Source organism: Paenibacillus tuaregi (assembly GCF_900086655.1).
Classification (GTDB): domain Bacteria; phylum Bacillota; class Bacilli; order Paenibacillales; family Paenibacillaceae; genus Fontibacillus; species Fontibacillus tuaregi.
Map to the genome: position 1 here is coordinate 5,246,413 of NZ_LT575476.1, position 17,602 is coordinate 5,264,014.

The following is a 17,602-nucleotide window of genomic DNA, read 5'->3' on the forward strand; positions in this document are numbered from 1 at the left end:
ACGAATTCTTAAATAACTCTTAACTGCCTGACCTGCGCCCCACCGGAAAAGAAAGATGTACCGCCGTCATCCGCCCCGGCTCACTCTCAAGGGCAATCTGCCCGCCGTTCTTCTCCACCAGCGCCTTGGCAATCGACAGCCCCAGCCCGCTGCCGCCCGAGGCCCGGTTTCTTGAGCGGTCCACCCGGTACAGCCGCTCGAATAGATGAGGCAGATCCTCCGGGGAAATCCCCGGTCCCCGATCCCATATGCTTAGCCTGATCTCTTGCGGCGCTGCCGTCAGCGTCACGCCCAGAACCCCTCCGCTCTTGCCATACTGCAGGGCATTCTTGATCAGATTCCGGATAACACGCTGCATGCTCAGAGGGTCGGCATAGATGACGCAGGCCCCCTCCGGGATACTGGCCTCCAGTTCCACCTGCAGCTGTCTGAGCTCCGGCAGAAATTCGATGACGGCCTCACGGGCCAGCTCAGCAAGATCAATCAGCTCGGGCTTAAGTGGGACCTCATCCGCATCCAGCTTGGCCATATGAAATATCTCATCAATGAGCCCCTTCAAGGCTCCCGCCTTCCGTGAAATCACCTGAACATATTCCTGACGCTCCTCCTCTGACACCGGAATCTGATCCTTCAAGGCATCGATGTATCCGATAATTGAAGTTAACGGAGTGCGGATATCATGGGAAATATTCGTAAGCAGGCGCTTGCGCTGGGCCTCTGACCGGACTGTGTATATCTGCTGATCAGCTAGCTGGGTGATCAACCCATTAATCGCGTAGACCAGCTCATCCAGCAGCGGCTCCCCGTTCGTGAGCAGCCGGGCATTCAGGCTTCCCTGAGCTGCCCGCCGCAGGTCCGCCTGCATCCTCTCCAGCCGGGTGCTTAAACGGCACCGGTTGACGAGCAGGATAACGGTAATTCCCAGCAGCACAGCGGATAACACTCCGGTGGCAAACGGGCCCATCATCGAGGGATCAAGAAAAAAGAACAGCAGGATCGCTAGAAGTCCTCCGCCTTGAAGCAGGAGAAGATATACCATCAAGTCCTTTTTCATGCTTCGTCCCCCATAAATCTGTAACCGATCCCCCATACGGTCTGGATGTACTTCGGATTTGACGGGTCCTCCTCAATTTTCTTGCGAAGCCGCCGGATATGCACCATGACAGTGTTATCGTCCTCGATGTAGTCATGGCTCCAGACCTGACGGAAGAGCTGGGTCTTCGTGAACACCTGTTCAGGGTGTGTGGCGAAGAACTTAAGCAGCTCGAATTCCTTGGCGGTCAGAGAGATGGGTTCTCCCGCTTTGGTCACGGTGTATTTTTTCAAATCAATAACGATGTTGGCAAAAGAAAGCCTGCTTCTCTCCGGCTGCTGAGAACCGTCCGTACCCGAGCTGCCGCCCAATACCACATAACGCCTGAGCTGGGCTTTGATTCTCGCCACCACCTCTTGGGTGCTGAAGGGCTTGGTAATATAATCATCCGCCCCCATGCTGAGCCCCAGCACTTTATCCAGTTCAAGATCCTTCGCGGTCAGCATGACAATAGGGACGTTGGATTGCTCTCTGACCCTTCGGCAGACTTCGATCCCGTCCACCCCTGGCATCATAAGATCAAGCACGATTAGCTGATAGGTATGTATAGCGAATAATTGAAGCGCTTCAGAACCGCCAGCCGCCGTGTCGACCCGATACTGCTCCCGCTCCAGATACGTTCTCAATAGATTACGGATTTCTGGCTCATCGTCCGCGATCAAGATACGAATCTCTTCCATGGCTTCACCTGCTTATCTCCCATAAGTTAAATTACTGCAGCCTGGCACAACCATGCAGGCCCAATTGTGCGGAATCCGCGTGGAATCCGGCTTGTTCCAGTGTACCTTCTTAATCAACCGGCGGGCAACATTTAGGAAGCAGACGGAGATGCCAAGAAGGCTTTACTCCCCCGCTAATCTCTTCGCAAATATTGCCACTTATGAAAGTTTTATGTGCATCCGCCCAGCCAAACGGGCATCTACCTACATACATTACATTAGCCCAGTTAAAATTGAAGGAGTGAAGTTCGCATGGCTATTAATCCGTCCCAAGGTCCTTTTAATCCACAAGGTCCCTTTGGAAGCAGCAATCCGCTTGCACCGTCAAATCCCTTTACGCCCTCACAAGGAGGTCCATTTGGCCCGTTCAATCCGGGACAGGGTCCGCTCCAGCCTCCAGGTTCGCAAGTTCCCCCGCCACCAGGCGCGCTAGGGCCAGGAGGCGTGCAGCCGCCCTCTTCTCCTCCGCCTTCTTTCACACCTCAAATTTCGTCCTTTGCGGTAGACCCGTTTGCCATCGCCGGCTGCCTGTTCCGCAACACGTATATCTGGCAGCGTAACGGGGATCAATACTGGTTCTATCCGATCTTTGTCGGACGTACCTCGGTGTCCGGCTTTCGCTTCTTCTTTGGGATAGGCTGGAGGTTTTTCGGCGTGGATCTCAGGGCCATCACCTCGTTTGCCTGCTTCTAACCTGCCACGAATAAGTCCAGCTAAATTCTCCATAATAGGAAGGTACACAGGCTTGAAAATGGAGGATTTCTTATGAACCAGAATCTAGAGAGCGATTATAACTGTGCAAGTGCTGGGGATGACCTACACCAACTGAAGCAGGAGCTTGCCTCCCTGCGTGCACAAGGAGCGGGCACCAAGGAACAAGAGGAGACGATCAACCGGCTTGAGAATCAGATTTCGTTCATTATGAACAAATGCGGTATTAATCACTAGCCGTCCCGGCATTTGAGCCCAACATGCCGCGCAAATGACCCCTCATCAGCGGAGACTTACGGTGAAGGGGTTATTTTTTGCGTTTTTCTTGTTTCTGCGATCAGCCCAGGACTCGAGTTTCTCTCCCAATGCACCATCTTCCCCTTAGGCGAATATCCTATTCCATGATAAGGGACCCCTTACTAAGGAGTCCATTCCAGAAAGGTGGTAGACTCATGTATTACCTTCCCTATGGAGCTTTGAGGCCTGGCTGTACACCCTCCTATACGGCATTTGCCGCTCCATCCTTCACACCGTGGTATAGAAACGAAGACATAGTGCTGAACCTGATTCTTCAGTCCATTCAAGGTGAGCGCAATGATGAGTTGTTCTATGATTTTCTCATCAAGATGGCTCCAGATGAGCAGCAGAAGGAGGTCATCAAAGGTATCCGCGATGATGAGCGCAAGCACAACCGGATGTTCAGGGAGCTGTATACCCGTCTTACCGGAACCGCCCCCACACCCAAGGAGGAGCCGCTGGAGCAGCTGCCGGAGACGTATTTGGAAGGTCTCGAAAAGGCGCTGCTGGGGGAACTCCGCGCGTTCGAGAAATACCGTACCATCTACCTCCATATTCAGCCTGAATACCGCGATTGGATCTTTGAGATTATGACGGATGAAATCAAACATGCCGGTTATTATAACTGGCTGTATGCCAAGAATAAGTAGACTGCTCTTATAGCCCGGAGCAGAATCAGCCCCTGTCCTAAAGTGGACAGGGGCTGATTCTGCTGTTTAGGCTTTAAATTATCGATTCAGGATACTGTCAGCCAGCACTGCGGACTTGTCCCCGTATTCCTTGATAATGTGCCTCTCTCCCCAGGCGCACAAGGAATCGAGAATACCCTTGAGACTCCATCCGTATTCGCTTAGCTCATACTCGACTCTGGGTGGAACCTCGTTATAACTAATCCGGTTGACAATCCCGTCACGTTCAAGCTCCCTAAGCTGCTGGGTCAGCATCTTCTGCGTGATGCCCGGCATAAGGTGCTTAAGCTCGCTGGTCCGCTTCTTGCCATGAGTGAGATGGCATAGAATCACACACTTCCACTTGCCTCCGATCACCTCCAGAGTCGCTTCAACTGATATATTATATTTTTTGCTCGTTTCCATGGGCTCCTCCTTATGGTTACTTTCTAGTAACTATAGCACTAAAAAGTGCGTACTATTCAATTCGATCCAGTTCACCCATAATAACATTTGCCTGATGGCAATTACTATACGTTAGGAGTGGACGAAATGTCTTTAGATAAAAAAAGAAGCACCTTAGCCCTGCTGGCATTGGCAATCAGCGCTTTTGCCATTGGGACAACCGAGTTCATCAGTGTTGGACTGCTCCCTTTGATCGCGAGTGATCTTCATATATCTGTAACTCTGGCAGGACTGACAGTTACCTTGTATGCCTTGGGAGTCACGTTCGGTGCGCCTGTACTAACCTCCCTCACCTCGGGCGTGCCGCGCAAAACCCTGCTCATGTGGATCATGATTGTGTTTATTGCAGGCAACAGCTTGGCTGCTTGGTCCGGAACTATCGCGGTACTGCTGGTTGCGCGGATTGTCTCGGCGCTGGCCCACGGAGTCTTCATGTCCATTGGCTCCACACTGGCCGCCGATCTTGTCCCCGAGAACCGGAGGGCAAGCGCCATCTCCATGATGTTCTCCGGCCTGACGATTGCCACTGTGACCGGTGTGCCGCTGGGGACATGGGTTGGACAGCAGCTTGGCTGGCGCGCCGCCTTCCTGGCCATTGCCGTGGTTGGGGTTCTCGCTTTCCTTGCCAACGTCCTTCTTGTACCAGCCGGGCTTCGCAAAGGTGTCCGCACCCCGGCCCGCGAGCAAGTCAAGCTGGTGACCAACGGCAGGCTGCTGCTGGCCTTTGCCATTACTGCGCTTGGCTACGGCGGAACGTTTGTCGTATTTACCTACCTGTCTCCGCTGCTTCATGAAATTACCGGATTCGGGGAGGAGACCGTAGCCCTCCTGCTGCTCGTCTATGGAATTGCGATAGCGGCCGGTAATATCATTGGCGGCAAAGCCGCCAACCGCAACCCAATAACCGCCCTGTTCTATATGTTCATCGCCCAGGCCCTGATTCTGTTCATCCTGATGTTCACCGCGCCATTTAAAACAGCAGGACTGATCACTATCATCTTGATGGGGCTGTTCGCCTTCATGAATGTGCCCGGCCTGCAAATTTATGTGCTTACGCTGGCTGAGCGGTTCGTACCGAAGGCGGTGGATGTTGCATCCGCCATGAATATTGCCGCCTTCAATGCCGGGATTGCCTTGGGGGCTTATCTGGGCGGCCTCGTTACTGACAAGCTCGGACTAATTCATACCACTTGGTTTGGGGCGTTGATGGCACTGGCAGCCGTCCTTTTGACTGGGGTGAGCCGTTCACTGGAACGCAAAGACCACTTAAAAACCGATTACCCAGCTGCTGCCTACAAACAACAAGCGCTATAACGTCAAAAACCCTCTGTTTATGGGACTGAACAGAGGGTTTGTTATTATATTTGGAAAAAGAGTCATACCCGGGATGTGATAGGGCTGGCTCTGACTTAGCTCTCGGTGCTGACCTGTGACATAAATGCGTTGAAGGCCGCTTTAGCCCCTCCGGTATTAAAATCAGCAATAACCAAGTGGCTAATAGGGCGCCCTGGGTGGCCTACTAATCCAGATTTTCGAAATTCTTGATTAACTTCTCTTGAATAGCCAGGTACTGCTGGATTTCCTCCTCGCTCAATACCTGGAACATCTTGGCCCTCAGCTCCTGTCCCTTCAACTGAGCCTCCCTAAGGATAGTAAGACCCTGATCGGTAACAGCCAGCAATACATTACGGCGGTCATTCTCGTTGTACTTACGTTCGGCAAGCCCCAGCTTGATCAGGCGATTTGCAATATTGGTCATAGCTCCTGGGGTATAGCCCAGCTTCTTCGCCAGAACCGTTTGCTTCTGCGGCCCCTTATGCTTTAGCTCGCTCAGTACAATAATCGGTGAAATCCCGATATTATGAGGGAAGGACTTCATCCACCTTATAATTGCCTCGTTCGTGAACAGCTCTGCTGCATGTATCAGCTTAAAAATATCGGTCTTTTCCAAAACGTTCTCCTTCATGATACGGGTATATTATAGGCATACCTAAATTATCTTAGTTTTGCTGCTTCACCGTCAACTATAATAGTCTGTCCCGTAATGTAATCCGAATCCTCGCTTGCCAGGAATACAGCTATACGGCCATATCGCTCTCCAGTTGCCCAGTCGGCAGAGCAGAATTTTAGCAGCAATTGACATACTCCGGTGATAATAGCTACTGTATCTGTTAATTTACTCCTTTAGCTATTTCCGTTGTCGCTGTATAAACAGCAAACAGCCCGCTGACAACTACAGCAGGCTTTGGTATCAGATGGTTCACAGCATAATATGCTCTATTTAATGGCAATATATATTTGAACCACCGTCTCCTCTGGATTAAAGTTCCGGGTATCATAAAGCTCTAAGTCCCCCGTGTAGGTCCGCTGTTCTTCCGATTGCCCGAAGTAAGCCCATATCTCTCCCCAGGCTTGGGCAACCACTTGGTAGACAGGTCCTTTCGCTGTGGTAAATACCTTGTACTTGGCTGCGGGAACACTTGCCTGCTCCAGGCCTGTTGCCTCTCCAACGGAATCCCCTGCTTCCAATGCTTCATGCCCGATCAGAACCGTGTATGCTCCAGAGGCATCGCTCTCATAATCGGTATAGAGCGCATAAAGCTTACGGTCACCTCTCGCAGCGGCTTCTCCCGGCAGCGGACTGCTGAAGTAGGTTTCCCACAGCTTTGGAAGATAACCATCGGGTCCCATCTCCCGTTCATTGGTTGTCCGTACGCTGACGCCGCTCAGCTTAAATCCAGGTTGTTGAATGTATGAGTTGTTGTTCATGGTATGTTCCCCTTTTCCGTAGTATGGCCTCATTGTACAGGGTGAACTAGGACATCAGTATGTCCGGATTCCGTGTAGAGTGCGGTAATTTTCTCTGCCCTTCTGCGAATTTCGGCGGCAGCCTCTGCAGGCTGCTCAATCCGGGCATCAGCTCCGAAGCTGAGCATCAGTCCATAAAACCAATCATCAATCAGATAAGGGCAGCTGACTTTAAGGGAACCGTCCTTGAGGATCTCTACCGAGGTCGGATCAAATACATCAAGAACCCTGTAGCGAACCTTTGGCGAGAAATGGATCACCACATGCTGAGCCTTCCCCCCTGACCACTGCGGCTCCCACCGGAACTGCTCCTTCAGCTCCGGTGCCGGGCGGCGGGGAACCGTCTCGCTTATAACACGGATATCCTGCATCCGGGTCAGCCGGAATACCCGAAATTCCTCCCGAAGCCTGCAGTATCCATACAAATACCATAGAGGGCCTTTCAAAATCAGAGTTAAGGGCTCGGCCACCCGCTCGGTCTCCTTCCCATTTATGCTGCTGTAGCGGAATTGAATCAGGCGCGATTCCTCGGCTGCCTGTCTAAGCATATCGAATTTCGCTCTCGCCCCGACCCCTTGGCCCCAAGGGTTAAAATCAAAGACAAACCGCGCCCCCTTTTGCTCGGTTTCACGAATGTCCTGCTTGGACAGCATCGATTGTACTTTGCCAAGCAGGTTGCCCATTGCCCGATCGTCCAGAACGGTGCCAATTCCTTTGACAGCGGCTACAACCGAGGTAATCTCATCCAGCGTCAGAAACTGGCGATGGATCGTATACTGCTGCATAATCTCAAATCCGCCGGTGGAGCCTTGATGGGCCACAATCGGAATACCCGCCTGATTGAGGGTTTCCATGTCCCGGTAGATGGTCTTGGTCGATACCTCAAAGCGTTCAGCCAGCTCTGCCGCGCTGACCCGCCCCCGGCTCAGCAGCAGCACCGTCATGGCCAATAATCGGTCTATTCTCATTGATTTGAATTCACCCTCACTATCCAAGAAATCTCTCCGGCTTTGCCGAAGTTTGAGCTCCTGCTTTTTCCTGTCATTATATCTCATTAAGAAAGGGGTTCACTATTCCTAATCTGATGAATGAGGTTATGTCTGACACATTTATGAAAGTACATTCAATATGCAAAAAGGCACATCCTATGTAAGGATGTGCCTACCATGAACTCATATTTTACCTTGCAGCAACCGGATCCTGATCTTTCTTGATCTGCTTGCTTCTCAGCTGTCCGCAGGCCGCATCAATATCCGTTCCGTGCTCCAGACGGACGCTCACACTTACGTTCTGCTTTTTCAGCGAATCGTAGAATGCCCGGATCGTCTCCCGTTCCGGCCGCTGGTACTGGCTGTGCTCATCCACCGGGTTATACGGGATCAGATTCACGTTCGCCAGACTGCGGCGGTCACCGATCAGTTCGGCAAGCTCAAGCGCATGCTCATGCTGGTCGTTAACATCCTTCAGCATAATGTACTCAAGTGTAATTCTTCGGTTCGTCCGCTCTAGGTAGTAGTCGATGGCTTCCATCAGCTTCGCGATCGGAATCGCCCGGTTGATCTTCATGATCCGGGAACGGATCGCATCATTCGGCGCATGAAGTGAGATCGCCAAGTTCACACGAAGGTCGGTATCCGCGAATTCTTTAATTTTGTCCGCAAGGCCGCTGGTAGACACCGTGATGTGTCTGGCCGCAATCGCCAGCCCCTTCTGATCCTTAACCACCTGGATGAAGTTCACCATATTCGTAAAGTTATCGAACGGCTCCCCAATGCCCATGACCACAATGTGGCTCACCCGATCACCCTGGCCGGCCGCATCCAAATACAGCTGAGCCTTCATGATCTGTTCCACAATTTCGCCACCGGACAAGTCCCGGCTCTTCTTCAGAAGGCCGCTCGCGCAAAAGCTGCAGCCAATATTGCAGCCCACCTGGGTTGTCACACAGACAGACAGCCCAAATTTGTGACGCATCAATACCGTTTCAATCAGATTTCCATCCTCAAGTCTGAACAGAAACTTGACCGTTCCATCCTTAGACTCCTGCTTCACGTGCTCTATCAGCGTCTGAATCACGAAGTGCTCCTCCAGCAGCTTAATGCAATCCGGGTTCACATCGGTCATCTCGGCGAAGTCGGTCACCCGCTTCACGTAAAGCCAATCCCAGACCTGGGAAGCCCGGAACTTACGGTGTCCGCGCTCTTCCAGCCAAGCGGTCAGCTGTTCGAACGTCAAACCATATATCGTTACTTTATTCATTATTGTTATCCTCTTTCTGCAAACGTTAAAAGTTGTTTCCTGCGTAGTGACAGCGGCTGCAAGCAGCCTGCTATTATTGTCCCAGACTTTTTTTGCGAACACAAGGGTTAGGGCATTATTTCCGGCAAAAGTTCTCTTATATAAAATGAACTTATGAAGGTTACCCTTATGGGGCGCTGCGATGCCGAGTGTTCTTTAAGGCCGCTGTTGCCTCCGAATTGCTTGAACTAGATATCCAAATAGGGGCATTTCGGAGACAAAGGCGGACGCTCCGCTTCTTCAGAATCACTCGGGATCGAAGCTGTGATCGGTTGATTTTTAAAGTTCGTTTTATATAGGCAAGCAAAAAGAACCCTATCAGCGTGCTGAAGGGATTCTCGTATATCCAACGGGAAACGGGAGCGCGAACGGAATCGAAAGTTGTGCCAGTTCTGGATACACAAGCAGGCTCTCTTACCGATGGGAGCCTCCCTCGATATAAGGAGTAAGCAACCGCAGGTTTGGAACCGCCGCGCCCAGTTGATCCGCCGTTTCTATAACAGCGTGGAAGTTATCACGCAGCTCCTCCAGGCTTTCAGCGGCATGGGCGGTGAAGCGCTGCATGCTTTTGTTATACTTGTACAGAATGCGGATCATAATTACGAACAGCCAGTAAGGATAGGTGAACGTCTTAGTCTCGGGAAATTCCTGTACATTTACTCCCCGCAGACGGCATAAATCCAGGCACTCTTGGGTGGCCAGAAAGCTTTGCTTCAACAGCTTGCTGTCCTTCAGGAATAAGTTCACATCCTTATATTTCGCAAACCCTGCCCAGATCGCTACGCTCATGGCGTTATGCAGCCACAGCCATTGCAGCATCTGGGGCTGCACATCCAGCCGGATTCCCGCATCCCCAAAGAGCTTGCTCAGGACCTTCAACCGGGCAGCGTCCACTTCAGCCACATGCATCTCCCCGCCCAAATTCACCCACAGATGATCTCCCTTGAATGTGCCACCTCCATCCGGATAACCGAGAATATACCGGTCTTTAGGCAAATACTTCTGGATCTCCTGCTCCCCTCTCCAATTCGCAGACAGGATGAGTACTGGCGCGTTGGTTGATAAGGTCAATATTTTTCCAAGCGCCTGCCCGGTCTGGTAAGAGTTCGTAGGCACCATAATCAGGTCGAATGGCTCCCCCTTATCTACCTGCTCCACACAGTGGATCACGTAAGACGTAATATTGCTCTTTGGGTAATGCTTCCGCTCGTCAAGCACGTCCAGCCTCACACCGTTATTGTATCTACTGCCTTTGCCTTCCCGCACCCAGTGGATCACCTCATGCCCTGCTTCCTTCAACGCCCAGCCGTACAGCGTGCCGATCACCCCGGCGCCCACAATCAATATCCGCACTTAAGCCGCCTCCATACTAAAGTTTCTTATGTATGTATCTTAGCTTGCAGAAGTCGGTCTTTCTATTGCCCCACGGCCGGATTTCCAAATACTTCCTCAGACGGAGCATCCCAGGGTTCTAAGGCTGACAGGACCACACTATACCCCTTAAGACAAAAGATTGATAAAAAGTCTGCAAGCGTTATTAGAAAGCTCCCCTCATCGCTGAAACCTTTTTGTTTAAGGAACGTCCGTGAAGAATAAGGATAATTTTGTATGTTAAAGGGGGAGAGCGATGAACAAAATCATTATTCTATTAGTCTCACTATCCTTGCTCGCAGGAGTATTCGGCTGCTCTAATAGCAGTCAATCGTATTCTTTCCAGGAAGCAATTGATAAAGGCGATGTTGTTTATCTAAACAAAATCTATAACCTTGATAAATTTGAGCGTTTCATAACTAATCTTAGAAGCAAGAAAGCAGATACGATCCGAATAACGGGTTATACCGATGAAGGTGACCCGATATATAAGGATTTGAGGTTTGACGGCAAGACCATTAATTATACCTATGATAATTCAAATGATAAATTTGGTGGAACCGACAAAGGCATCCGGATGGATACATGCTCTAATGTGTCGAGTGAGGAGAACACTAACGGTGAAATAGACTATAAAATTAGTGGGTGTACAAAAAATGATTCGGAAATGAGCTACTTTCTTTTTCGTATGTACAAAGAATAAGTGGCCGTCATTACTCCAGACCCCTCCGAATGAAAAAAGACCATCCGAAATTACCACAATTGGATGGTCTTTATAGTACAATTGTACATCGGCTATCCTTGGATTGCCGTGGCAACTAGAATCGCCCATCCCGCCAGGAAAGCAAGCCCACCAAGCGGCGTAATCGCGCCCAGCTTCCGGATACCTGACAGACTTAATGCATACAAGCTGCCCGAGAACAGAATAATTCCCGCAAACAGGAACCATCCGGCCAGAAGCACCTTGGACGAATCCCCAGTCTGACCCGCAAGCAGTCCAAGCAGCACTAATCCTATTCCGTGAATCAAATGATACTGAATCCCGGTCTGATATACCTTCATTTGGTCTTCGGCCAGCTTCTCCTTCAGCGCATGAGCTCCGAAGGCCCCCAAGGCAACACCCAGAAACATCATAATTCCGCCAAGCATCAGCAGCGTATTCATGTCCATCACCACCTCCAAGACAGATATTACCCGGTGCAGGGGCAGCCGTCAATTTGAGCTAATCTTGATCAGATCGGGAGGGGGTCTCTACTTCCCTTTGAATTAAAACCTCATTTTCCATGGATCATGAGATTAAGTTACTTCTGGAAGGATTAGACCAAAGAAGAAAAAGTGATGGATCATTAGAGGTGCAGGTCGATGAAACTGTATACTTAGCCCCATTTGAATTTTCTGATCCAGCTTCGGAACACCAAATCAAAACATTCAAAGAGAAGCATCAAGTGAAATTGCCCAGTGAGTATAGATCATTTCTGAAGATTCACAACGGGAAAGTTATTTGATAGCCCGGATTTCAATTTCCTATTCATGAATTTCACAGAATGGCTAAATGCTCTAATTATGGCTAATGGCAACAGCTTCTGGGACTGGACCCCATTAATGCTGTATAGAACAATTGATGAACCGGAACTTAAAGTCAAAGAATGGCTGTTACCTGGATTTAATAGTTAATAAACTAGAAAGGTGCCATTGGGCAGCCCTTCTGTTTCTTTTAAGCGAAATCAGTCTGTAACATTATGGTAGAATGTGCTTAGAAATCAATCCATTACATCACTAGGACGGGGTGGGTGTATGAGCAGAAAGATTGTCATTGCAGGCGGGACCGGCTTCATCGGCCAATACCTCAACCAAAGGTTCCACGAGCTTGGATATGAGATACAAATGATCTCCAGACAACCGGGACACATCCCTTGGGAGGATAGAGTAGGAATTCTTGCTGCCTTGGAAGACTCGGAGCTGCTGATTAACCTGGCCGGCAAATCCGTCAACTGCCGCTACACCCGTAAAAACAGGGAAGCTATTCTGAATTCCAGGACAGAAACGACTGAAATTTTGGGCAGAGCTCTATCGTCCTGTTCCAATCCACCTCCGCTGTGGATCAACTCCAGTACAGCAACCATCTATAGACATGCGGAGGACCGTCCCATGACGGAGGAGAGCGGAGAGATCGGCACAGGCTTCTCCGTTGAGGTCGCAAAAGCCTGGGAGGCTGCCTTTTTCTCTTTCAAGCTTCCGAAGACCAGACAAGCCGCTCTGCGAATCGCAATCGTCCTTGGCAAACATGGAGGCGTAATGACGCCTTACCAGAACCTGGTCCGCTTTGGACTCGGCGGTGTGCAGGGCCCCGGCAGCCAGAAATTTAGCTGGATTCATGTAGAGGATTTGTTCCGAATCATTGTTTTTCTAAAAGAAAGAGAGGATCTTGCCGGGGTCTTCAACTGCTCATCCCCGGGCCCGGTAACCAACCGGGAGCTCATGAGCGGACTTCGCACAGCCATGCACCGCAGCTTTGGGCTTCCAGCAGCCAAGTGGATGCTGGAGATCGGCGCTCTGGCTCTAAGCACCGAGACAGAACTCATTCTAAAGAGCCGATGGGTGATTCCGGAGCGGCTTACCCGTGAAGGCTTCACATTTAAGTTCAACAGCCTGGAGAGCGCTCTTGGAGATATTTTGCAAAGATAGTGAATCAAAAACGCAAAAAAGCGGCTAACCCCTACCACAAATGGGGTTTAGCCACCATTAACCACAGCATGATCAACAACAAGGCGAGATAGATCCATACCGAACGGGTCAGCCTGCGCACCAGGTCCTCTTTATCTGAAGCAGGATCGGCGAACTTCCGAAGCTTCGGCGAGAATGCGCGGGCCAGGAACACAATGGAGCTGGCCATAATCAGCACCGTGGCTACAATCCACGAGGTATTCCAGGGATACCCTGCCGCATAGGCCACAAGAATCCCGGACACCACCAGCACATGACCCATATGCTTAACCAGACGGATGGCCGACTTGAAAGCTATCAGATAAGCATTAAGCTCCACGGGTTGTGCGGTTCTTATCCGCCGGACCAGGAAGATGAGAACAAAGAACGGCCCGATAGATGCTATCGCGCTTAGAATATGAATATATAACAGGAATTTATATAAAAGAATCACGCTGAGCTACTCCTGAACCGGACTGAACTCATGCACCCATACCCGCATCTGCGGGAGCCAAGGCATCCCCGGATGATAAGACAGAATTGAATTTTTATATTCCTCCACATTGGGGAATCCTTCTTGAACAGCATGCTCGTCCGTCAGCTCGCCCAGTGTTTGAGAATATACCTTATTCACAACAAACCTCTGTCCTTGAAGTGTCATAATCTCACCCACATCGGCATAACGGCCGTTGCGGCGGGTCGCGGTTTTCCGTCCGGCAAGCACCTTGTCAATATCAGACAGGTTGGTGATCAAGCGTTCAATGGTGCAGGTTTTAGCGGGAAGTTCGTTATGATTCTTATTCTCCATCTACATAACCTCCTTGAAAATAAATTCATACCCCAATGTAACACATAATGGAAGCTCCCGCATACAAGAATAAGGCCATCCCGTGAAGGATGACCTTAAGCTTAGAATAATTATGCTTTAGTCGCGGCTGAAGATTTTCGAAAGAAGACGAAGCATTTCCACATACAGCCATACGAGCGTCACCATCAGACCAAAAGCGCCGTACCACTCCATGTACTTCGGAGCACCCTGCTCCGCGCCTGTCTCAATAAAATCGAAATCCAGCACAAGATTCAGGGCAGCAATAATTACAATGACAATGGAAATCCCGATTCCCACCAGTGAATTATCATGCAGATAAGGTACGGTTATGCCAAACATGCCTAGAATGAAGCTGATCAGATATACCAGGAATACTCCACCCGTTGCAGCTACGACACCCAGCTTGAAGTTCTCCGTTGCCTTAATCAGCTTAGTCTTATAGGCCACCAGCAGCGCTACGAACACACCCATGGTAAGCAGTGCGGCCTGCATTGTAATGCCATTGAATCTCGTCTCATACATAGCAGACAACGCGCCTAGGAACATGCCTTCAGCCAGAGCATAAATCGGCACGAGATAAGGAGCCGCTTTAGGCACAAAGCTGACAACCAGCCCCAATACTACGGCAACAAGTGCTCCGCCAACCGCGTAAGGAATAACTTCCTGCCCTTTAAAATACATGGACCAGGTTGCAAAGGCAGCTCCGAGCAGAATGACCAGGGTGATGAACGTCTTGTTCACCGTGCCGTCAATCGTCATCTGATGCTGATCGGAATAATGCCTTTCAAATACTTTGTCATTTAATGTGGGATTACCGCTGCGTCCTACCAACAAAGATCACCTCTTAGTTAATTTGTCTCAATTCTACCATAACCCAAGCCCTAATCCCAGGATATTCCTAAACCTTGTCAGACATGCTTCATATGTATTCAGCTTTTGCGGGGATATGAAGGCGATCTCGTAGAAGGAGCCCCAGCTTCTTAGCAAAATGAAAGCCGGCTGCACTCCGCAGCCGGCTTATCTTTATTAATCCGTATCACGGTTCCCATTACTCGAACCGCTTATTATTTAGACATAGAAGCCACATCGCTGCAGGCCGACTCACAAGACTTGGCCAACGAGCAGCTCGCACACTTCCCCTTCTTGGTCTTACGGATATATGAGGTCAGCGTCCAGCCCGCATACCCGAAGATCGCGACACCAATAACAATACTGGCGATCATAATACCACTCCTTAACACGGTTTAATGATAACCGAGGGCTCTTCCTATCAACACGATGGCATAAGATATAACGTAAGCGACGACAAGTGCGTAGAGAACGGAGAACCACGTCCAGCGGGCGGACATCGTCTCTTTGCGGATAACCCCCACCGTAGCCAGACAAGGAACATAGAGCAGAATGAAAGCCATGAAGGAATAGGCCTGCAGGGGAGTAAAATGACCGGCCAGAAGCCCCTGCAGTGCGGCTGTATCCGGAGCCGCATAAATAATATTCATGGTCGAGACAACAACTTCCTTGGCAAGAAACCCCGTGATCAGGGCCGCGCCTGCCTGCCAGGTGCCGAAGCCGAGCGGAGTCAGCACCTGGCCGATCAGCCCGCCAATCTTGGCGAGAAAGCTCTGATCCATCGGCACATTCCAGCCGTGCGGTCCCATATAGCTGAGCAGCCAGATCAGCACCGAGCCGCCGAAGATAAAGGTTCCCGCCTTGCGCACGAACCCTTTGCCTTTCTCCCAGGTGCTTCGGGACAGGGTCTTCCACTGCGGAATCCGGTATGGGGGAAGCTCGACAACGAACATCGACTCCTGCTGCTTCAAGATAGTTGATGAGAACAGCTTCGCCAGAACCAGAGCCAGCACAACACCCAGCACATACAGAGACAATACAACCAATGCCTGGTTGGACTTAAAGAAGATCCCGACAAACAGACTGTAGACCGACAGCCTCGCCGAACACGACATCAGCGGGGTCAGGATGATCGTAAGCAGCCTCTCCTTCGGCTGTTCAATCGTTCTGGCCGCCATGATCCCGGGCACATTGCAGCCGAAGCCGATAATCATAGGAATAAAAGTCTTCCCGTTCAGACCAACCAACTCCATCAGGCGGTCCATTACTGAAGCAATTCGTGCCATATACCCCGAATCCTCAATAAACGAGATGATCAGGAACAAAATGAAGATTTGCGGGACAAAAACCAGCACACCGCCCACGCCTGCGAAGATTCCGTCGAAAATAAGCGCCTTGATGAAGTCCTGTGCCCCAATGCTGTCCAGCAGCCAGGTTGTCCCATCCCGCAGCGGGCCGTTAATGAAGGCATCCAGGAGGTCGGACAGCGGGCTGCCAATCCACTCGAACGTCAGCTTGAATGTAAGGTACATAAAGAGCAGGAAGATCGGTATGCCCAGATACTTATCCGTCACAATCCGGTCGATGCGTTCCGAGAAGGTCAGGTGCCCCTCCTTCGTATGACGTACACAATGGGCAAGCAAACCTTGAATATGCTCAGCCCGCTGCTTGCGCATGTACTGGGACAGGGTTCTGACCCCGAACTCGCTGCGCACAGCTTCTTCCGCTGTCTGATACAACCGCTGGAGCCAAGCTGAGTCCATCTTGGATTCCAGTGAGGTACGGACCACAGAATTGCCTTCAAAAAACTGAACGGCCATCCACCTTGGCGAAGCCGTTCCTTGCGGCATCTGTCCAATCAGCTCGGCCACCGCCTTCTCCAGGGTGTCTCCATACCAAATGGAATAAGGCTCTAGAGCGGTACCCGGCGCATGATCCGTAATCGCCTCCAGCACTTGGTCAGAGCCTTTGCCGCTCCGGGCGACAACGGGAACGACCTGAACACCCAGCAGCTCCGACAGACGCTGCGTGTCGATGACCAGTCCGTTCTGCTTCGCCACATCCATCATATTCAGGGCAAGCAGGAGCGGCTTACCGTATTCCAGAAGCTGCACGGTCAGATTCAAATTCCGCTCAAGCTGAGAAGCATCAACCACATTCAGAATAGAGTCGAAGGGCTCGCTCATCAGAAACCTGGAAGCCACCTCTTCATCGTGAGACAGAGGGTTCAGCGAGTAGAGACCCGGCAGATCTATCAGACTGCCCTTGCCAGCCTTAAGGGTGCCCACCTTCTTCTCTACGGTCACACCCGCCCAGTTGCCGACATACTCGTAGGAGCCGGTTAGCGTGTTAAATAAAGAGCTTTTGCCGGTATTTGGGTTACCAGCGAGGACCGTAACCGTCATACTGCTTCCACTAAAATCTGCAGGGCCTCACAGCGGCGGATCGAAATCCACTGATTGCCCGCTTCCAGCGTAATCGGCCCACCAAAAGGCAGCCGTTTTTTTATAGATACCAAGGTACCCTCCATAATGCCCAGATCGTTCAGGCGTCTGCACACAAGCTGATTGTTGCAGGCCATATCCACGATACGTACAGGCAAGCTCAATTCAATTTCCGTTAACTTCATTGGATTCACCTCAGGTAATGATAACTATTATCAATGCATAAATTATATGATAATCATTCTCATAATACAATGCATTATATATGGAGTTATTGTTACAAAAAGGCCCTGCCCCTAACTTAAGGGCAGAGCCTTCTCTTGTTATCGCTGCAATCATTGTAATGC

Annotated in this window: 22 protein-coding genes and 1 pseudogene; 7 read left to right on the top strand and 16 right to left on the bottom strand. The window is 50.6% G+C overall.

Going from position 1 to position 17,602, the window contains the following annotated elements:
• Window positions 1-19: 19 nt before the first annotated feature.
• Window positions 20-1,054, bottom strand: a complete 1,035-nt coding sequence (locus BN6628_RS23525; protein WP_068621130.1) for a sensor histidine kinase — start codon at window positions 1,052-1,054, stop codon at window positions 20-22.
• Entirely contained in the window at window positions 1,051-1,773 is a 723-nt protein-coding gene (locus BN6628_RS23530) for a response regulator transcription factor (RefSeq protein ID WP_068621132.1), read from the bottom strand. The genes BN6628_RS23525 and BN6628_RS23530 overlap by 4 nt, the downstream gene beginning before the upstream one ends.
• Window positions 1,774-2,064: 291 nt before the next feature.
• Here BN6628_RS23530 and BN6628_RS23535 point away from each other — a divergent pair, with 291 nt between their 5' ends.
• The 3 genes from BN6628_RS23535 to BN6628_RS23545 all read left to right on the top strand — a co-directional run bounded on the left by BN6628_RS23535 (window position 2,065) and on the right by BN6628_RS23545 (window position 3,470).
• A complete protein-coding gene (locus tag BN6628_RS23535; protein WP_068621134.1) occupies window positions 2,065-2,505 on the top strand; it encodes a hypothetical protein in 441 nt (146 codons plus the stop codon).
• Between the two features lie 72 nt (window positions 2,506-2,577).
• Window positions 2,578-2,760, top strand: coding sequence for a DUF2524 domain-containing protein (locus tag BN6628_RS23540; RefSeq protein WP_068621136.1), 183 nt, complete (start codon window positions 2,578-2,580; stop codon window positions 2,758-2,760).
• A 215-nt stretch (window positions 2,761-2,975) separates the two neighbouring features.
• Window positions 2,976-3,470, top strand: a complete 495-nt coding sequence (locus BN6628_RS23545) for a ferritin-like domain-containing protein (protein ID WP_068621138.1) — start codon at window positions 2,976-2,978, stop codon at window positions 3,468-3,470.
• A gap of 78 nt (window positions 3,471-3,548) precedes the next feature.
• On the opposite strand, the gene BN6628_RS23550 is transcribed toward BN6628_RS23545, so the two are convergent.
• Complete coding sequence (locus BN6628_RS23550) at window positions 3,549-3,914, bottom strand: winged helix-turn-helix transcriptional regulator (RefSeq protein ID WP_068621140.1); 366 nt, start codon at window positions 3,912-3,914, stop codon at window positions 3,549-3,551.
• 126 nt (window positions 3,915-4,040) lie between these two features.
• On the opposite strand from BN6628_RS23550, the gene BN6628_RS23555 reads away from it, so the two are divergent.
• Entirely contained in the window at window positions 4,041-5,267 is a 1,227-nt protein-coding gene (locus BN6628_RS23555) for an MFS transporter (RefSeq protein WP_068621142.1), read from the top strand.
• A 205-nt stretch (window positions 5,268-5,472) separates the two neighbouring features.
• Here the strand turns inward: BN6628_RS23555 and BN6628_RS23560 are convergent, their stop codons facing one another.
• From BN6628_RS23560 to BN6628_RS23580, 6 genes and pseudogenes are all read right to left on the bottom strand, one after another.
• Window positions 5,473-5,904, bottom strand: a complete 432-nt coding sequence (locus BN6628_RS23560; protein ID WP_068621145.1) for a MarR family winged helix-turn-helix transcriptional regulator — start codon at window positions 5,902-5,904, stop codon at window positions 5,473-5,475.
• A 44-nt stretch (window positions 5,905-5,948) separates the two neighbouring features.
• A pseudogene (locus tag BN6628_RS26250) lies at window positions 5,949-6,041 on the bottom strand (oxidoreductase); the annotation flags it as partial.
• A gap of 189 nt (window positions 6,042-6,230) precedes the next feature.
• Window positions 6,231-6,722, bottom strand: coding sequence for a GyrI-like domain-containing protein (locus BN6628_RS23565; RefSeq protein ID WP_068621147.1), 492 nt, complete (start codon window positions 6,720-6,722; stop codon window positions 6,231-6,233).
• Window positions 6,723-6,751: 29 nt separating this feature from the next.
• Complete coding sequence (locus tag BN6628_RS23570) at window positions 6,752-7,729, bottom strand: helix-turn-helix transcriptional regulator (protein ID WP_068622596.1); 978 nt, start codon at window positions 7,727-7,729, stop codon at window positions 6,752-6,754.
• Between the two features lie 211 nt (window positions 7,730-7,940).
• Window positions 7,941-9,020, bottom strand: coding sequence for a dual-specificity RNA methyltransferase RlmN (gene rlmN / locus BN6628_RS23575; protein ID WP_068621149.1), 1,080 nt, complete (start codon window positions 9,018-9,020; stop codon window positions 7,941-7,943).
• Between the two features lie 453 nt (window positions 9,021-9,473).
• Window positions 9,474-10,412, bottom strand: a complete 939-nt coding sequence (locus BN6628_RS23580; protein ID WP_068621151.1) for a ketopantoate reductase family protein — start codon at window positions 10,410-10,412, stop codon at window positions 9,474-9,476.
• A gap of 274 nt (window positions 10,413-10,686) precedes the next feature.
• Between BN6628_RS23580 and BN6628_RS23585 the strand changes: the two genes are divergently transcribed.
• The gene (locus BN6628_RS23585) at window positions 10,687-11,133 is read left to right on the top strand and encodes a DUF4362 domain-containing protein (protein WP_068621153.1); all 447 of its coding nucleotides are present in this window, start codon (window positions 10,687-10,689) and stop codon (window positions 11,131-11,133) included.
• A gap of 92 nt (window positions 11,134-11,225) precedes the next feature.
• On the opposite strand, the gene BN6628_RS23590 is transcribed toward BN6628_RS23585, so the two are convergent.
• On the bottom strand, window positions 11,226-11,594 hold the full coding sequence (locus tag BN6628_RS23590) for a DUF423 domain-containing protein (RefSeq protein ID WP_068622598.1): 369 nt from the start codon (window positions 11,592-11,594) through the stop codon (window positions 11,226-11,228).
• Window positions 11,595-11,713: 119 nt separating this feature from the next.
• Here BN6628_RS23590 and BN6628_RS27005 point away from each other — a divergent pair, with 119 nt between their 5' ends.
• The gene (locus BN6628_RS27005; protein ID WP_068621155.1) at window positions 11,714-11,935 is read left to right on the top strand and encodes an SMI1/KNR4 family protein; all 222 of its coding nucleotides are present in this window, start codon (window positions 11,714-11,716) and stop codon (window positions 11,933-11,935) included.
• Window positions 11,936-12,224: 289 nt separating this feature from the next.
• A complete protein-coding gene (locus BN6628_RS23600) occupies window positions 12,225-13,115 on the top strand; it encodes a TIGR01777 family oxidoreductase (RefSeq protein ID WP_068621157.1) in 891 nt (296 codons plus the stop codon).
• 31 nt (window positions 13,116-13,146) lie between these two features.
• Here the strand turns inward: BN6628_RS23600 and BN6628_RS23605 are convergent, their stop codons facing one another.
• The 6 genes from BN6628_RS23605 to BN6628_RS23630 form a co-directional block, all read right to left on the bottom strand.
• Window positions 13,147-13,587 (bottom strand): DUF2269 family protein, encoded by a 441-nt coding sequence (locus tag BN6628_RS23605; protein WP_068621159.1) that lies wholly within the window; start codon window positions 13,585-13,587, stop codon window positions 13,147-13,149.
• A gap of 6 nt (window positions 13,588-13,593) precedes the next feature.
• On the bottom strand, window positions 13,594-13,941 hold the full coding sequence (locus tag BN6628_RS23610) for an ASCH domain-containing protein (RefSeq protein ID WP_068621161.1): 348 nt from the start codon (window positions 13,939-13,941) through the stop codon (window positions 13,594-13,596).
• A gap of 117 nt (window positions 13,942-14,058) precedes the next feature.
• Window positions 14,059-14,793 (bottom strand): Bax inhibitor-1/YccA family protein, encoded by a 735-nt coding sequence (locus BN6628_RS23615; RefSeq protein WP_068621162.1) that lies wholly within the window; start codon window positions 14,791-14,793, stop codon window positions 14,059-14,061.
• 233 nt (window positions 14,794-15,026) lie between these two features.
• On the bottom strand, window positions 15,027-15,185 hold the full coding sequence (locus tag BN6628_RS23620; protein WP_068621164.1) for a FeoB-associated Cys-rich membrane protein: 159 nt from the start codon (window positions 15,183-15,185) through the stop codon (window positions 15,027-15,029).
• A 21-nt stretch (window positions 15,186-15,206) separates the two neighbouring features.
• Window positions 15,207-17,216 carry a ferrous iron transport protein B gene (gene feoB / locus BN6628_RS23625; RefSeq protein WP_068621166.1) on the bottom strand — a complete coding sequence of 670 codons (2,010 nt, stop codon included), beginning with the start codon at window positions 17,214-17,216 and terminating at the stop codon, window positions 15,207-15,209.
• Window positions 17,213-17,440: a FeoA family protein gene (locus BN6628_RS23630; RefSeq protein WP_068621168.1), complete on the bottom strand. Its 228-nt coding sequence runs from the start codon at window positions 17,438-17,440 to the stop codon at window positions 17,213-17,215. Before BN6628_RS23630 ends, feoB begins: the two co-directional genes overlap by 4 nt.
• Between the last annotated feature and the right edge of the window lie 162 nt (window positions 17,441-17,602).

Bases quoted from the DNA above. Each gene is read 5' to 3' on its own strand.
- BN6628_RS23610 (WP_068621161.1), bottom strand. From the start codon at position 13,941: ATGGAGAATAAGAATCATAACGAACTTCCCGCTAAAACCTGCACCATT.
- BN6628_RS23550 (WP_068621140.1), bottom strand. From the start codon at position 3,914: ATGGAAACGAGCAAAAAATATAATATATCAGTTGAAGCGACTCTGGAG.
- BN6628_RS23590 (WP_068622598.1), bottom strand. From the start codon at position 11,594: ATGAATACGCTGCTGATGCTTGGCGGAATTATGATGTTTCTGGGTGTT.
- BN6628_RS23630 (WP_068621168.1), bottom strand. From the start codon at position 17,440: ATGAAGTTAACGGAAATTGAATTGAGCTTGCCTGTACGTATCGTGGAT.
- BN6628_RS23565 (WP_068621147.1), bottom strand. From the start codon at position 6,722: ATGAACAACAACTCATACATTCAACAACCTGGATTTAAGCTGAGCGGC.
- rlmN (WP_068621149.1), bottom strand. From the start codon at position 9,020: ATGAATAAAGTAACGATATATGGTTTGACGTTCGAACAGCTGACCGCT.
- BN6628_RS23525 (WP_068621130.1), bottom strand. From the start codon at position 1,054: ATGAAAAAGGACTTGATGGTATATCTTCTCCTGCTTCAAGGCGGAGGA.
- BN6628_RS23600 (WP_068621157.1), top strand. From the start codon at position 12,225: ATGAGCAGAAAGATTGTCATTGCAGGCGGGACCGGCTTCATCGGCCAA.
- BN6628_RS23530 (WP_068621132.1), bottom strand. From the start codon at position 1,773: ATGGAAGAGATTCGTATCTTGATCGCGGACGATGAGCCAGAAATCCGT.
- BN6628_RS23555 (WP_068621142.1), top strand. From the start codon at position 4,041: ATGTCTTTAGATAAAAAAAGAAGCACCTTAGCCCTGCTGGCATTGGCA.
- BN6628_RS23570 (WP_068622596.1), bottom strand. From the start codon at position 7,729: ATGAGAATAGACCGATTATTGGCCATGACGGTGCTGCTGCTGAGCCGG.
- BN6628_RS23535 (WP_068621134.1), top strand. From the start codon at position 2,065: ATGGCTATTAATCCGTCCCAAGGTCCTTTTAATCCACAAGGTCCCTTT.
- feoB (WP_068621166.1), bottom strand. From the start codon at position 17,216: ATGACGGTTACGGTCCTCGCTGGTAACCCAAATACCGGCAAAAGCTCT.
- BN6628_RS23620 (WP_068621164.1), bottom strand. From the start codon at position 15,185: ATGATCGCCAGTATTGTTATTGGTGTCGCGATCTTCGGGTATGCGGGC.
- BN6628_RS23585 (WP_068621153.1), top strand. From the start codon at position 10,687: ATGAACAAAATCATTATTCTATTAGTCTCACTATCCTTGCTCGCAGGA.
- BN6628_RS23545 (WP_068621138.1), top strand. From the start codon at position 2,976: ATGTATTACCTTCCCTATGGAGCTTTGAGGCCTGGCTGTACACCCTCC.
- BN6628_RS27005 (WP_068621155.1), top strand. From the start codon at position 11,714: ATGGATCATGAGATTAAGTTACTTCTGGAAGGATTAGACCAAAGAAGA.
- BN6628_RS23540 (WP_068621136.1), top strand. From the start codon at position 2,578: ATGAACCAGAATCTAGAGAGCGATTATAACTGTGCAAGTGCTGGGGAT.